Origin of the sequence: Clostridium sulfidigenes (genome assembly GCF_052067195.1) — a bacterium.
Classification (GTDB): domain Bacteria; phylum Bacillota; class Clostridia; order Clostridiales; family Clostridiaceae; genus Clostridium_J; species Clostridium_J sulfidigenes.
The window spans coordinates 1-14,338 of the sequence record NZ_JBQHQR010000027.1 but is presented as its reverse complement, the minus strand read 5'-3'; the positions used below and the strand labels follow the sequence as shown (position 1 = coordinate 14,338).

Below are 14,338 nucleotides of genomic sequence, written 5' to 3'. Positions count from 1 at the left end.
TCAGATTCCATCTCACGGTGGACACCCTTGTCTTAAGCTATACACTTACCACTACTAGGTCGTGTTAGGGACTTTCACCCTTAAGATTACGCCCATGCTGGGCGCACTAAAATTAAAAGATGTTAATATATATATTAACATCTTTTCAATTACTTTATAACATGTTTTATATAATTATAGTCCTGATTGTAATCTGATTTCTTCTTCTACTTCGGTTTCTATGAGGCATAAATCTAATCTAGAGTTTATATACTCAGTTTTTAATTTCATATAGTTGCCCCAGGTACATATACTACAATCTAAAACATCTATAAGCTCATCTATTAAGCAACCAACTTCCTGTGCTCTTTTAAGGGCATCTTTAATATCCCTTTTGTTAGCAATGGTAATACAGTTCACGCTGCTTGCTGTATCAACTAAGATTTTATAGGAACCTATAAGTCTACATAATTGATCTATAGTAAAACCTAGATCTCTTCCATAACTTTCAATAATTCTTCTCTGCGCCATAAACTCCTACCTTAAAAATGCTTCATTGTAAATATATTATTCCAACCTATAAATTATTATTCTAATTCTCTATTATTTTAAAAATATATTTACTATCCTACTCTATATTCTTCTTTAAACTTCTAGTAGCCACCACATCTACTCCAGTGCCTAGAATGTCCTTTACTATGATATCTCCCATAGAAATTGGAGCCTCTATTTCTATAGAATTTAATACTTCCATAGCTTTAAAATTTAACTCTTTAGGAATAGGTGTTTTTGTTTTTACTGGTATAACAGGGAGCTCACCATCTTTAACTTTTACTGTGGTAGTTATAACTCTTACAGGATTAGTTACTTCATTTATCCCGTAAATTTCACCTCTTTTGCAAGTGTTTCCTGTAACCTCTTTTGTTTCAGTATTTACCTTTAAATGACATCCCATAGGACAACTTATACAAATTAATTCTTTTATCATATTATTCACCATCCTCTAGAGAAATTGTTATATCTCCTGTAATCTTTTCTAATTGAGTTTTATTAAGTAAAATCTTTTCCATTTCCGATGGTGCTAAGTGATTTCTTTTAAAGCTAGCGATTATATCATCACCACATCTAACCACAAGCCTCTTATTATGATATATATTATTCACCCTCATAAATATGGTTAATTTATCTTCTACAGCCTCTACATTTAATCTTTGGGGAACAGTATAATTAATTCTTTCACCATTTATTATATTTACATAACTCCCCTTGTCATCTTTACCTTTAATATATTTGGCAGCACAAAATCCAGCATGCTTAGATTCTGCACTAACAAAGTCTACTAAATCATGAACATGTACTACATTTCCACAGGCAAATATTCCTTCCACAGAAGTTTCCATGCTTTCATTCACTATAAGTCCATTTGTTCTTCTATCCTTATCAATACCAGCCTTAGAAGATAACTCATTTTCTGGTATTAGTCCTACAGATAATAATAAAGTATCACAATGAAACTCAATTTCAGAACCTTTTATTGGCTTTTTATTTTCATCTACTTTAGCAATTACCACCTTTTCTAATCTCTTTCTTCCTACAACTTTAGTTACAGTATGTGATAAATAAAGGGGAATATCATAATCATTTAAGCACTGAACAATGTTTCTATTAAGTCCGTTAGAATAAGGCATAAGCTCTACTACAGCCTTAACCTTTGCACCTTCTAAAGTCATTCTTCTTGCCATAATAAGACCTATATCACCTGATCCTAGGATCACAACTTCCTTTCCTGGCATATATCCTTCCATATTGATATATCTTTGAGCAGCTCCTGCTGTAAACACTCCTGAAGGTCTATCCCCTGGCATATTTATAGCTCCTCTAGTTCTTTCTCTACATCCCATGGCAAGAATAATAGCTTTTCCCTTTAGAATTAAATATCCATCTTCCTCATTTATCATATGGATCTCTTTATTTTCTTTTATTTCTAATACCATGGTATTAAGTTTAACTTCAACTCTAGTATCATTTATCATATGGATAAATCTTTGAGCATATTCAGGCCCTGTAAGCTCTTCTTTAAAAGTATGAAGTCCAAAGCCATTATGAATACATTGATTTAGTATTCCTCCAAGCTCTCTATCTCTCTCTACTACTAATATTTTCTCTACTCCATTATTATAAGCTTCATAAGCTGCTGCAAGTCCCGCTGGACCTCCACCTATTACTATTAAATCATACATAAATGTTTCCTCCTACTTAGTTCTTCCAATTAAAATATATGAGCCATCGCTTTCTTGAACTATATCTTCCATTGGAACATTTAACTCTCTTGCAATTATTTCTTGAACTCTAGGACCACAGAAGCCACCTTGGCATCTTCCCATACCAGGTCTACACCTTCTCTTTACTCCATCTAGGGTTACTTTTCCAAAGGATCTCTTTATACTATCTATAATTTCACCTTCTGTTATACTTTCACATCTACAGATTATTTTTCCATATCGACTATCCTTTTTTATAAGTTCTGCCTTTTTTTCACTGGATAATTCCATGAAGTTAATTTGCTTTCTAGTATTTATAAAATTGTTTTTTAACTCAGCCTTAAGTCCAGAATTTTTTAGAATTTCTACCACATCTAAAGCCACCGCTGGTGCTGAAGACAATCCTGGTGATTTCATTCCTGCCACATCTATAAAGCCTTTAACGTCCTTAGCTTCTCCTACAATAAAATCTCCACAATCTGGATTTGCTCTAAGTCCTGCAAAATTTCTTATACTCTCTCTATAATTAATTTTATCTGTGGTTCTCACAGCAGTATTTTTAATAAACTCTAAGTTTTCAGCTGTAGTTGCAACATTATCTTTATCCTCTACACTTTCAGCATCTGGACCTACTAACAAATTTCCATGAACTGTAGGTGTAACTAATATACCCTTCCCAAATTTTGAAGGACATTGAAATATGGTGTGACTAACTACCTCACCTTGGCTCTTGTCCATAACAAAATATTCTCCCTTGATAGGATTTATCTTAAAGGCTTCTTTGCATACTAAATTGTGTATTTTATCAGCATAGACTCCTGCTGCATTAATAACATATTTGCTTTCTATAACTTCACCTTCAGCTGTATTTATAATAAAATGTTCTTTCTTTTCTATACCAATTACTTGTCTATTTAATTTAACCTCTCCACCATTTTCTACTCCATTTTCCACAAGGGCTATTGTATATTCAAAGGGACCAACAATTCCTCCTGTTGGCGCATATAGTGCACCCATAACCTTATTACTTAAATTAACCTCTTTTTCCAAGACTTCATCTCTATTTAAAATTTGTAGTCCCTTAACTCCAACTTTATTTCCATTGTCATATAACTCTTTTATAGTTTCCATATCTTCTTCATCAAATCCAATTACTAAAGAACCATTTCTTTTAAAAGGTACTGATAACTCATTACAAATTTCTTCAAACATCTCATTACCCTTAAGGTTATACTTTGCCATTAAAGTTCCTACCTTAGGATCATAGCCTGCATGGACAATGGCTGAATTTGCCTTAGTTGTCCCCATGGAAACATCATTTTCCTTATCTATTATTGCTACCTTTAAATCATATCTCATAAGTTCTCTAAATATTGAAGCTCCAATTACTCCAGCACCTATTATAGCTATATCATACATTAAAATTTCCTCCTTTAATCGCAAAAAAGACAAGCCAAAACAAGGATATAACTCCTTATTTTGTGCTTGTCTCTAAATCTCTTATCAGCACTAATATTTCATTTACACTAATAGTATATCATTTTTTAAAAAAAGTGTCCATGAAACTGCTCTTTAGTTATTAAACTTAAAGGGATAATCTATTTTTTATATAACATTTCTACATGAGGGATATCATCTTCTAAGTATTCTTCTGATACTTGTTTAAAGCCAAGACTTTCATAAAATCCTTTTATATAAACTTGGCCAGATAATCTAATTTCAGTAGAATGAAGTTTCTCTTCTATAAACTTAATAGCTTCTAACATGATTTTTCTACTTAAACCTTTGTTTCTATGAGTCTCCTTAACTAATACCCTTCCAATAGATATCTCATCATAAGAGATTCCCTTATTAACTATTCGCAAATATCCTACTACTTCATTTCCTTCTTCTACATACAAGTGATATGAATCATAGTCTTTATTATCACAATCTTGATAAATACAAGTTTGTTCTACTACGAATACTTCATTCCTTACTCTTAAAATCTTATACAACTCTTCTGTGGTTAATTCATTAAATTTCTTTATCTTAATTTCCATAGCCTACCTCCATAAAATAAATTTAACTAATCTTCTTCCCATTGTCTAGTCCTTGCCACAGCCTTTTCCCATCCAGCATAAAGTTTCTCTGAAGTCTCTTTATCGCAGTTTGGCGTATAAGTCTTACTAGCAAACCACTTCTCTGCAATTTCTTCTTTACTCTTCCAAAAACCTACTGCAAGTCCAGCTAAATATGCAGCCCCTAAGGCCGTAGTTTCAGATATTATTGGTCTAGTAACTTCTTGACATATAATATCTGATTGGAATTGCATCAAAAATCCATTTCTACTTGCTCCTCCATCTACCTTTAGCTTTTCAATTCTATAGCCAGCATCCTCAGACATGGCATCAATAACAGCCTTTGATTGATAGGCTATAGACTCTAAGGCGGCTCTTATAATATGATTTCTATTAGCTCCACGGGTTAATCCAAAGATAGCTCCCCTTGCATACATGTCCCAGTATGGTGCTCCAAGTCCTACAAAAGCAGGAACTACATATACTCCCCCATTATCCTCTACCTTATTAGCAAAGTACTCGGTATCCACAGCATCAGTTATCATTCTTAATTCATCTCTAAGCCATTGGATAACTGCTCCTCCAACAAAAACAGAACCTTCAAGAGCATACTGAACCTTTCCATCTATACCTATGGCAATAGTAGTTATTAATCCATTTTTACTTCTAATTATCTCATCACCTGTATTCATTAATAAGAAGCATCCTGTACCATAAGTATTTTTAGCACTTCCTTTTTCAAAACACGCCTGACCAAATAAAGCTGCCTGTTGATCTCCTGCTATTCCAGCTATCGGAACTCTAATACCCCCATTTCCACCTAAGTTAGTATGACCATATACCTCTGAGGAATTTTTAACTTCAGGTAACATAGATTTAGGAATCTGTAATATATCTAATATTGTTTCATCCCACTTTAATTCCTTAATGTTATATAGCATGGTCCTTGAAGCATTAGTATAATCTGTAACATGAACTCTTCCATTGGTAAGTTTCCATACTAGCCAAGTATCTACAGTTCCAAATAAAAGGTCCCCTCTTTCAGCCTTTTCTCTAGCTCCATCCACATTATCTAAAATCCACTTAATCTTAGTTCCGGAAAAATATGCATCAATCAATAATCCTGTATTTTCTTTTATATATTCACTAAAACCTTGATTTACTAACTCATCACACATATGAGCTGTTCTTCTACATTGCCATACAATTGCATTATATATTGGCATCCCTGTGTTTTTATCCCATACAATAGTAGTTTCCCTCTGATTAGTTATTCCAATAGCAGCTACATCCTTTTGTGATATATTACACTTTGCCATAACTTCTTGAAGCATAGAGTACTGACTACTCCATATCTCCATAGGATCATGTTCTACCCATCCTTCTTTAGGATATATTTGTGTAAATTCCTTTTGACTCACCCCTAATATGTTTTGTTCCTTATCAAAAATTATAGCTCTAGAACTTGTAGTTCCTTGATCTAATGCAATTATATAATCTGCCATTTTAATCCTCCATCCATAAATTACTTAAATATCTATGTTCAAAATCATTCTTATAAATAATAAAAAGGCACATAAAACTAGCATTCTAGTCTTATGTAGCCTCTCTCATCACTCTTAGCCTACATAGCCCAAATTTCTTCTTTTGTAGTGGATACACAGGTTGCTCCTGATTTTAAAGCTGTAATTATTTCTTCCTTACTTTCAATAAGTCCTCCAGCGACTATAGGTTTATTAGACTTTTCTGCAAGTTTTTCTATAACCTTTGGTATAACCCCTGGTAATATCTCTATAGCATCACAGGCCTCTCCTAGATGCTTTATTGCATTATTTAGTGAAAGAGTATCAAAGATAAATACTCTCTGTATTGCTAACAAGTCATAAGCCTTGGCATATTTAATTACCTGAGGTTTTGTACTTATTACGCCTTTAAACTGAGTTTCTTTCTTTAAGTACTTTATTCCAACTTCTCTATTAGTAATACCATCTACTAAATCGATATGAACAATACCTATCTTATTTTTAGAATTTATCTTTTCACTTATCTCTTTAATATTAAGTATATCACCAAATAGGACAAATATTACCTGAACATCTGAATCTAGTACTATATCTAGTTCACTCTCATTCTTAACTGCTGCTATTATAGGATTTTCCTCTAATAACTTTATTAAATCCATACTTAACTCCCTTTCGGAACTGTTTTAACATGTTTTTTTAATTATTACATGTTTAAATTTTTTTGTCAATTCAGCTAAAATTTTATTTTAATAGCCTTAGAAATTATAATTAAAGTCATTATCAATTAATTATACTCATCATTAAGTGGCTCTGTTGCTTTAGAGTCTCTTACACAAACTATATATTGAAAAAAATCTAGCATGTTTGCTTCTAGTTCTTCTCCATTATAAGTATAATACATTGGTGTTTCAGAAAAAGGTGAATCCTTACCCGTTAATTTATAAATATTTAAATTGCCTTCTAATAAATCATTAGTTTCCTTGATTTGTGGATAAACAACATGGAGCTCATTGGTGGTATATCCACCATCTCCTGATTTACCCATTCTCTCACAACTATTATAATTATATATCACTGTCAAAAGCTTATCTTTAAATATTGAGTCATCAGAATTTAGATATGCAGCAAACCACATTTTATCTTTTTCTTTACTTTGAAATGTATGGTTAAGTCCCCATTGTCCATAATACTTCCCCTTAGGCAATTCCTTTTGAAGAATTTGAAAGTTTTCATATATCATTTTATCTCTAGTATTATCCCAATCAACATGATCATCCTTATGATTATAAGCTTCTATTCGATTTAATACGTTCAAATTTACAAGGTTAAAACTAGTGAATTTTTCTCCAAGATACTCTTTGTATATACTTTCCTTCTCTTTAATATCTTTTTGCAATTCCTTTGAACATTGAGCAAAAGTTTCATCAAATTTATCTAAATCATTAAATGTACTTTTAATCTTATCTATTACTGCTTCTATTTCTTCAGGAGCTTTTTTTTCTGGTAAAATATCTACTAAAAACCTATAGGCATTAATTGGTTGATGTTCTATATCCACACCTATAACCTCTATTCTACTCTCTTTAGGTAGAGTATTATTATACTCATATAACTTCTTCCAATGGTTATAACCATCTTTATTCCATGCAAAAGTTCCTTTTAGTGGCTTATATATCTCTTCTAATATTTTTATATCCCCAGTATCTAAATACTTATTTATAAAATAAGCATCGCTATAGGAAAGTTCACATAAATAATATTTAAAGTCTGCTTTTTCTTTGAAATATTTTAGGAATTTCATATTTAATTGTTCATTAGCCATAGTCCCATGAAGTTCTGCAGTAAAAAAGATTTCCTTTCCCTCTATATCTGAATCCATAATAGCTAAATCTTTAAATTCACTTTCATCTTCTAAATCTATAGAACTATAATTCTCCTTCAAATACTCTTGCATGATTTTTCTCTTCTCAGGTGATTGTTCTAAACTTTTATCAGAGAATTCAATTGAATGCTCCTCTTTCTTACATCCAGTTAATAATATACCTAGTATTAAGAAAATTGATAGTAATCTTAGACTAATCCTTTTCATAAAATGTTCCACCCCTTCAGTATAACAATTTAATAAGTAATATAATCGTTAATAAACGTATACATTTTAAGCTTAATAGGTTGTTAGGATAAATAATTATACCTTGCCTACTAACACTGGCCAATAATCTAATAGAGCATGTACTAAAATAGGAACTATCAAAGAATTACTCTTTTTATATAATAAAATAAATAGTCCTCCAGCCACAATGCCTCCTCCAAGTTCTGAGAAGATAGCAGTTAAGGACCGCGTAACTGAATAGTTATTTACGATAATTGGAAGAGTAGCATGCATAGCACCCCACATCATACCACTAATTATTATGGCTAAATAGGTAGGTAGCTCTTTATCTAATTCTGTAAATAAGTATCCCCTAAAAATAAACTCTTCTGCAAATCCTATAGTAATTAGAAAAAATAATGGTTTATATATACCTGCTAGTGAGAAATCACCTTTAATAAAAAATATTCCTATATAAATTGCAAATAAAATACAAGCAACTATTTTGCCATTTCTCGTTGTTCCAGTTATATTTAATGATTGTTTTTTTCTAAGCATAATTGATATAATAATTATTACAATAAGTAAGTTAGCTAGAAAATCACCTAATAATTGTATCCCAACATTTGATATAGTTATGTTTTTAACACCTATAAGTAAATCATTATTATAGAAGTATTTTACTAGGAAAAAGAAATACACCATATATATACCTATAAGAGTTATGGGATATATAATTTTTTTATTAATTTTCATCTAAAGTCTCCCCTTTTTATGTATTTTATAATTTAAGTTGGCTTAATCCAATGTTGCCAGTTAAAAATAGCATATAAATTATTAGACCTAAATTGCTAAACCCTCCTCTGTCTCTTATGGATTTTAAATTATCAACTTTTATAAATTTAAATATGTTTTTAATTAAAAAGTATAATTTTATAAATTAAGTATATGACTTCCATATAAGAACAGTCAAGGCATCCTCTCATTAACTTCCCTTTGCAAATTTTTCTTATAACCCTTCCCTTTTTCTTAACTTCTGGTCTTCCACATTTCCAATATTCCACTTCATTTGAACCTTTTATACAACTAGGATTAAGCCTTATAGATAAAAACTACATTTATATATATTTGATTTTTAAAAATAGTTAAAAGTTTAAAAAGTATTTTAAAACCCGGCAAGATCAGTAATTTAGTCCCACCGGATTTAGTTACGTAATAAATAACTCTCACTAAAATATATTCATCCCCATATTATATATGGTAAAAATTTTTAAGGAGATATGCTATGGAAGCTAAGAATATATATAAAGCAGATTTACCTTATCCAGAAATAGGTTGCAAGGATAAAAATAAATCTTATGTAAACTTAATACAAATTAACTATGCTGGTGCTATTTCAGAACTAACTTCTGTAAATCAATATATATATCACAGCCTAGATATGTCTGAAAAATTTGAAGATGTATACCATTGCTTAAAGGCTATAGCTAGGGTAGAACTGGAGCACCTAGAAATCTTGGGGAAGCTTATCATAGCTCTTGGTGGAAATCCTAGATTTGAAATTAATAAAGGACATTGGTCACCTAAATTTATTGAATATGGCTCAAATCTAGCCTCCATGCTTCGTGAAGATATAGACGGTGAAAAAGCTACCATTAGACAATATAAAGAAACTATAAAATTAATTAAAGATGAAAAGGTAAAGGAAATACTTGAAAGAATAGTAAAGGATGAAGAAGTTCACATTAAAACTTTAGTTTTACTTTATAATGAAGTCTGTAGAAGAAGGTAGGCTCCTGCTCTGAATTAAAAAGAGCCTATTATAGAATGTATATAATCACTCTGTAATGGGTTCTCCTTAATTAAAATACTCTTCTTTTATTGCTTCTTTACTATTTCTTCTCTTGATATTACTAGCATTTAACCGCATTTAATTAATTATCTCACTTTATAATATTAAAGTACTTACAGTATATATTAACTATTATTACATTTAATTTATAAAGAAAAGTTATTAACAACGTATTTTTCTCAAGACTATCATTAAATGATACTATACAAAAATTTATGATACATAAAAGTAAAGCTCCTCATTAGATAATATACAAACATATATCTAATATTAGGAGCTTTACTACAATATATTTCACAGTACAATTTTAAGATTACTCATTTTTTTTATTATCTATGCCTAAACAAATAACCCAAAATATTACATACAGAACTGTAAAAATCCCTATTATTGACGTACGCATAGTAGCTGTAAATGTAGAATTTGAACATACATAAGCTAATATACCATTTCCACATACAACAGCAATAAAATGCTCTGTGCTATCTGTTTTCTTACCATTTTTAAAATGCTTTTTTTTATAGAAAATTTGTGATAATAACACAATAATATATGGGATTACCATGATTATTACTAAATCCATACTATAACTCCTTTGCATATAATTCAAATCATCACTATTCTGCTCTACTTATAAAATTTTTCAAAAAATTTTAACTAGCTTAATAACTTAACTCTATATTTACTTAAGAAAAAACTACGTATTAACGTAGCTTAATGATCTATTCTTACAAAAAACTTGTACCTAAAAAATTTCTAAATCTCTGACCTCTTTGCTCATATCCTCATTATCTTTATTTTATACTATATTTTAATATTTTCCATATTTATTTTACGTTTATAAATATCGAACTTATTACAAACATGAAATTTGTTTTTCAAATCTAAATCCTTAAAATTATATATTTTTAAATTTAATTGATCATTATTAAATAATTTCATATTTTTTATCATTGGCATTTCTTTTGCATGAATATAATATTGTTCCATATCCTTAATCAATATTTCATATTCACTAAGTTCATAAAACTTAAAAACATATATACAATACATCCTATATAACCTATATCGAGCAAGAAATCCATTTGTATCTAAATAACATTCTCGTTTAAAGCTTTCCTCGATTTTTTCTTTAATTTCTACATTTAAATATTTAATATCATCATTTATTGAATCCATCATAATGGTTTGATAAAACTCATCTAGTATGACATTATTAGTATATTCTCCTTTTATAATATTATTTTGCAAATAATCATAAATAAAATCTTTTTCAAAAATTTGTGATTTAAGTGAATTCATGATTATTTGAAAAAGGTTATCTTTATTCAAATTTTTGCTTAAATATACATATCCATTATCAATAAAATTACTCTTACCGATTGATTGAAATGATATGATAGCCATATTGTAAGATATAATAAGACTTCCTATCTTCAAGTTAAATAAACCTATAATTACTCCTAATATAACTAACAAATAATGTGTAAAAGTCAAATTTTTAAAAACCTTCTTTGTAATTTTTATATATTGAATCACATCTTTTTCACTTGCAATTTTATCTTCTAAATCTATTATAGAATTGATATCATTTAAAGACATAATATTAAAGAAAAAACTTATTGTTCTTTCATTACCCTTTATGTATATAAATGGGAAAAAATCATATGATAGAAAACTATAATTATTACTTTTATAACTATATATATATACTAAATTTAAAATCCATGAGTTAATCATTCCCAAAATAATAAAAAATGGTATATACAAAATTAAACCTATGCCTATGGAAACTAAAAAATTAAGTGCTCCAGTTTCAGTATTACATACCAAAAACACATTTTCTATAAACTCAATATTTAATAACGCTATAAATATGCCAAAAAATATAAGAGAAATGATATATAAAAAGAACCATTCTTTATTTTTATTCATCTTGAAAATTTCCTCCCTTATTTCCAAATCTAAAAAAAGTTTATGATAAAATGTATTAATATTTTTCTTAATTTTTCATTTAATATAATTCCACTTATTATTAATAAAAATCCTATTATAAAAAGTCCAAGTCCACTTTCTTCTCTACGCCCTTTGCTGGATCTAATATAACAACCTTTTCCTTTTTAACTTTATGAATAACTACAAAGTGACTAATACCTTCCTCAGTAATAACATGAGCTATAGCAGGTAAGGTATATTTACTTTTAAATCCTTCCTTGTCCACTCTAATAGCTTTAGTATCAAAACCCAATCTATTAGCTCCATCCTCTAAACCTTTTAAAGTTGTTCCTTTAATATCAGTACCAAGAACACCTCTAAGTTTTGTTATGGTTATTTCTTTTTTATAATACATAGAAACTGTTGCAAGGCACGCTGCTGCACAGTCCGTCATATCCTGTTGTCTAACTAAATATTTTTTATAACTCACAACCTAATCTCCTTCGGGTTAAATAATTTTAAATTTAATAACAACATTGTAAACTATGATCAATCTATTTTGTAAAAAATTCACAAAATGTCACATTTAACACATGGAATTCAAGTTAACACCAAATTCGGATGATAAACAGTAATTATTTTTCTATTATTTTACAAATATTTCCCTTAAATACTCTTTTAATTTTTAAAAAACCCTTCATCATTATGAGCATTTATTAAACCCCATAATGATGACGAGTCTATATTTTTATTACTATATCCTAAATTGTTCACCTATATTAAATCCTCTAGTCATGAAGTGAAGAGTTAGTAGTACACTCCTTGTAGCAAATATTCTCTGCACCTCTTATCTATACCGTTAGCATTTCTCCTGCTTTATAGCTTTCATATATACATTCTGGACTAGAAAAGTAAAATCCAATTACATAATCATCTATGCACTCTGCTATATAAGAATTATATACCTCTATTAAAATGTCTAACTTATCATTGTTAAATTTATTATCGCAAAGGGGCATAATTAATCTCATATAAACTTTACCTATATCCCAAAATGAAGGGACTCTATATCCCTCTTCTTCACATTCTTTAACATTATCAAAGGCGCCATTTACTATACTATAATCCCTTATAAGTTCATCTGCAACAGCATCTATGTTTTCAGAATGTAGTACATCTGCAAATTCATATATAAAATCAATTCCCTTTGCTCCTAGCATATTAACTATATATGCTCTTTTATTTTTAGTTAATCTACCTATATATTCAATAATGGAACAAGCGAAAAACAGCTCATTATCAAATTTATCATTTTTCATATACTTCACTTCCTCTCCACTGTAGACAACTTAGGGCCTTTTCACTACAGAAATATAATTGATGGGTGGGATACCTAAACTTAGCTAGTTCCCAAAATACATGTCTAGGAATAACGCCACTTATATAGTCATTAATATAGTTATATATTTCATCATCAGCCATAGGTCCTTCTACTATATCATAAGAATGAGGCTTCCCATTTCTACAAGATATAATAAAATCTAACCATTCTTCCGTCATAACATTAAATCTTAATGTGTTTAGATCCTTAGTTTTTATATAATCATAATTATAGGTACTTACATACCCTTTAGATTTTCCTTTTCTTATTGCCCATCTTATAGCTTGCTTCTTTATATTTGTACAGTAAAAACCTTCACCAAAATCCTTATGAAATTTACTCTCTTTAATAAGCTGAGGTGCTTTTATTTCTATATTACTTCCATGATATATTTCAAACATAAAATACTCCTCCATACTTTTATATCATTACACTTCGATACATTTCATATTACAAAACATATAACTATTATTTAGATAGTTATCTAACTTATCTACTTTACTTTAAGTTTTACCTTTATTTAATAAGATTATATCATATAATAATACCTTATATTCTTAATTTAAAAGCTTATCCTAATACCTCTTATATCCATAGTTATAAAAATACTCTTTACATTAATATTATAAAATCATATACGCACTTATAAGGGTGGAAATCAAAGAAAAGCTAAGTATTGAAAGCACTAAAATTAGTTTTTTCCTAATATTAAATTTTGTTTTCTTTATCTTATATTTTCCCTTCTTATATTTAAAAAACTCTGGAGGACTAAGTATTACCAGTAATGTTATGTATTTTTGAACACCTAATACCCTAGCTTTCCACGGAATAAAAATGCAATTTTTAAGATAGCCAAAAATAGTCAAAGAAAAAAACAAATAAAGCAAAATAGATATACAATTGACATTATATTTTTATAATACAATACTTCATTTATAGAATTGTTATTAATACTATCCCTATCACATAAATGCATTGAAAACATAAGTTCATAAAAACAGTGTAATGTAAAACAACAAGTTAAAATTACAGTAAACCCTGATAAATAATTCATATTATGATTTTTCTCCTCCACTTAATTTAATATAAATTTCTATTCATTTAATGAATAAAAATATTCAAAAAACCCACAAACCCCCACGGTGCCAACAACTTCCTCTTTATTCTTTAATATTCTCTTTATATCTCACTAATTCTTAGGATAGCGATATAAGAAAAAAGAAACATATTTAAATATATTGAATTTATGGTTTAAAAT

General features: G+C 29.1%; 15 protein-coding genes. 1 reads left to right on the top strand and 14 read right to left on the bottom strand.

Annotation, left to right across the window (positions count from 1 at the left end; all coding sequences use genetic code 11):
* Positions 1–174: 174 nt before the first annotated feature.
* The 9 genes from ACTNBA_RS18780 to ACTNBA_RS18740 form a co-directional block, all read right to left on the bottom strand.
* Positions 175–510, bottom strand: coding sequence for a hypothetical protein (locus tag ACTNBA_RS18780; RefSeq protein ID WP_346848764.1), 336 nt, complete (start codon positions 508–510; stop codon positions 175–177).
* 97 nt (positions 511–607) lie between these two features.
* Positions 608–967, bottom strand: coding sequence for a DUF1667 domain-containing protein (locus ACTNBA_RS18775; RefSeq protein WP_441075780.1), 360 nt, complete (start codon positions 965–967; stop codon positions 608–610).
* 1 nt (position 968) lies between these two features.
* On the bottom strand, positions 969–2,219 hold the full coding sequence (locus ACTNBA_RS18770; protein WP_441075779.1) for an NAD(P)/FAD-dependent oxidoreductase: 1,251 nt from the start codon (positions 2,217–2,219) through the stop codon (positions 969–971).
* Positions 2,220–2,231: 12 nt separating this feature from the next.
* Positions 2,232–3,659, bottom strand: a complete 1,428-nt coding sequence (locus tag ACTNBA_RS18765) for an NAD(P)/FAD-dependent oxidoreductase (RefSeq protein WP_441075777.1) — start codon at positions 3,657–3,659, stop codon at positions 2,232–2,234.
* Positions 3,660–3,838: 179 nt separating this feature from the next.
* Complete coding sequence (locus ACTNBA_RS18760) at positions 3,839–4,282, bottom strand: GNAT family N-acetyltransferase (RefSeq protein WP_150845409.1); 444 nt, start codon at positions 4,280–4,282, stop codon at positions 3,839–3,841.
* A gap of 26 nt (positions 4,283–4,308) precedes the next feature.
* Positions 4,309–5,805, bottom strand: coding sequence for a glycerol kinase GlpK (gene glpK, locus ACTNBA_RS18755; protein ID WP_441075775.1), 1,497 nt, complete (start codon positions 5,803–5,805; stop codon positions 4,309–4,311).
* Positions 5,806–5,924: 119 nt separating this feature from the next.
* Positions 5,925–6,482: a glycerol-3-phosphate responsive antiterminator gene (locus tag ACTNBA_RS18750; RefSeq protein ID WP_150845407.1), complete on the bottom strand. Its 558-nt coding sequence runs from the start codon at positions 6,480–6,482 to the stop codon at positions 5,925–5,927.
* A gap of 125 nt (positions 6,483–6,607) precedes the next feature.
* Positions 6,608–7,912: a TraB/GumN family protein gene (locus tag ACTNBA_RS18745; RefSeq protein WP_441075773.1), complete on the bottom strand. Its 1,305-nt coding sequence runs from the start codon at positions 7,910–7,912 to the stop codon at positions 6,608–6,610.
* Between the two features lie 96 nt (positions 7,913–8,008).
* A complete protein-coding gene (locus ACTNBA_RS18740) occupies positions 8,009–8,668 on the bottom strand; it encodes a CPBP family intramembrane glutamic endopeptidase (RefSeq protein ID WP_441075771.1) in 660 nt (219 codons plus the stop codon).
* A 529-nt stretch (positions 8,669–9,197) separates the two neighbouring features.
* Between ACTNBA_RS18740 and ACTNBA_RS18735 the strand changes: the two genes are divergently transcribed.
* Positions 9,198–9,704, top strand: coding sequence for a ferritin-like domain-containing protein (locus ACTNBA_RS18735; RefSeq protein ID WP_441075769.1), 507 nt, complete (start codon positions 9,198–9,200; stop codon positions 9,702–9,704).
* A 373-nt stretch (positions 9,705–10,077) separates the two neighbouring features.
* Here ACTNBA_RS18735 and ACTNBA_RS18730 read toward each other — a convergent pair whose 3' ends face one another.
* The 5 genes from ACTNBA_RS18730 to ACTNBA_RS18710 all read right to left on the bottom strand — a co-directional run bounded on the left by ACTNBA_RS18730 (position 10,078) and on the right by ACTNBA_RS18710 (position 13,481).
* Positions 10,078–10,347: a hypothetical protein gene (locus ACTNBA_RS18730; RefSeq protein ID WP_441075767.1), complete on the bottom strand. Its 270-nt coding sequence runs from the start codon at positions 10,345–10,347 to the stop codon at positions 10,078–10,080.
* A gap of 221 nt (positions 10,348–10,568) precedes the next feature.
* Positions 10,569–11,699 carry a hypothetical protein gene (locus tag ACTNBA_RS18725; protein ID WP_441075765.1) on the bottom strand — a complete coding sequence of 377 codons (1,131 nt, stop codon included), beginning with the start codon at positions 11,697–11,699 and terminating at the stop codon, positions 10,569–10,571.
* Between the two features lie 115 nt (positions 11,700–11,814).
* Complete coding sequence (locus tag ACTNBA_RS18720) at positions 11,815–12,189, bottom strand: cysteine peptidase family C39 domain-containing protein (protein WP_441075763.1); 375 nt, start codon at positions 12,187–12,189, stop codon at positions 11,815–11,817.
* 361 nt (positions 12,190–12,550) lie between these two features.
* Positions 12,551–13,018: a hypothetical protein gene (locus ACTNBA_RS18715; protein WP_441075762.1), complete on the bottom strand. Its 468-nt coding sequence runs from the start codon at positions 13,016–13,018 to the stop codon at positions 12,551–12,553.
* A complete protein-coding gene (locus ACTNBA_RS18710) occupies positions 13,008–13,481 on the bottom strand; it encodes a DUF3990 domain-containing protein (RefSeq protein ID WP_441075760.1) in 474 nt (157 codons plus the stop codon). The genes ACTNBA_RS18715 and ACTNBA_RS18710 overlap by 11 nt, the downstream gene beginning before the upstream one ends.
* Between the last annotated feature and the right edge of the window lie 857 nt (positions 13,482–14,338).

Coding starts and splice junctions, on each gene's coding strand:
- ACTNBA_RS18765 (WP_441075777.1), bottom strand. CDS start 3,659: ATGTATGATATAGCTATAATAGGTGCTGGAGTAATTGGAGCTTCAATA.
- ACTNBA_RS18770 (WP_441075779.1), bottom strand. CDS start 2,219: ATGTATGATTTAATAGTAATAGGTGGAGGTCCAGCGGGACTTGCAGCA.
- ACTNBA_RS18725 (WP_441075765.1), bottom strand. CDS start 11,699: ATGAATAAAAATAAAGAATGGTTCTTTTTATATATCATTTCTCTTATA.
- ACTNBA_RS18730 (WP_441075767.1), bottom strand. CDS start 10,347: ATGGATTTAGTAATAATCATGGTAATCCCATATATTATTGTGTTATTA.
- ACTNBA_RS18745 (WP_441075773.1), bottom strand. CDS start 7,912: ATGAAAAGGATTAGTCTAAGATTACTATCAATTTTCTTAATACTAGGT.
- ACTNBA_RS18775 (WP_441075780.1), bottom strand. CDS start 967: ATGATAAAAGAATTAATTTGTATAAGTTGTCCTATGGGATGTCATTTA.
- ACTNBA_RS18760 (WP_150845409.1), bottom strand. CDS start 4,282: ATGGAAATTAAGATAAAGAAATTTAATGAATTAACCACAGAAGAGTTG.
- glpK (WP_441075775.1), bottom strand. CDS start 5,805: ATGGCAGATTATATAATTGCATTAGATCAAGGAACTACAAGTTCTAGA.
- ACTNBA_RS18780 (WP_346848764.1), bottom strand. CDS start 510: ATGGCGCAGAGAAGAATTATTGAAAGTTATGGAAGAGATCTAGGTTTT.
- ACTNBA_RS18710 (WP_441075760.1), bottom strand. CDS start 13,481: ATGTTTGAAATATATCATGGAAGTAATATAGAAATAAAAGCACCTCAG.
- ACTNBA_RS18750 (WP_150845407.1), bottom strand. CDS start 6,482: ATGGATTTAATAAAGTTATTAGAGGAAAATCCTATAATAGCAGCAGTT.
- ACTNBA_RS18740 (WP_441075771.1), bottom strand. CDS start 8,668: ATGAAAATTAATAAAAAAATTATATATCCCATAACTCTTATAGGTATA.
- ACTNBA_RS18735 (WP_441075769.1), top strand. CDS start 9,198: ATGGAAGCTAAGAATATATATAAAGCAGATTTACCTTATCCAGAAATA.
- ACTNBA_RS18715 (WP_441075762.1), bottom strand. CDS start 13,018: ATGAAAAATGATAAATTTGATAATGAGCTGTTTTTCGCTTGTTCCATT.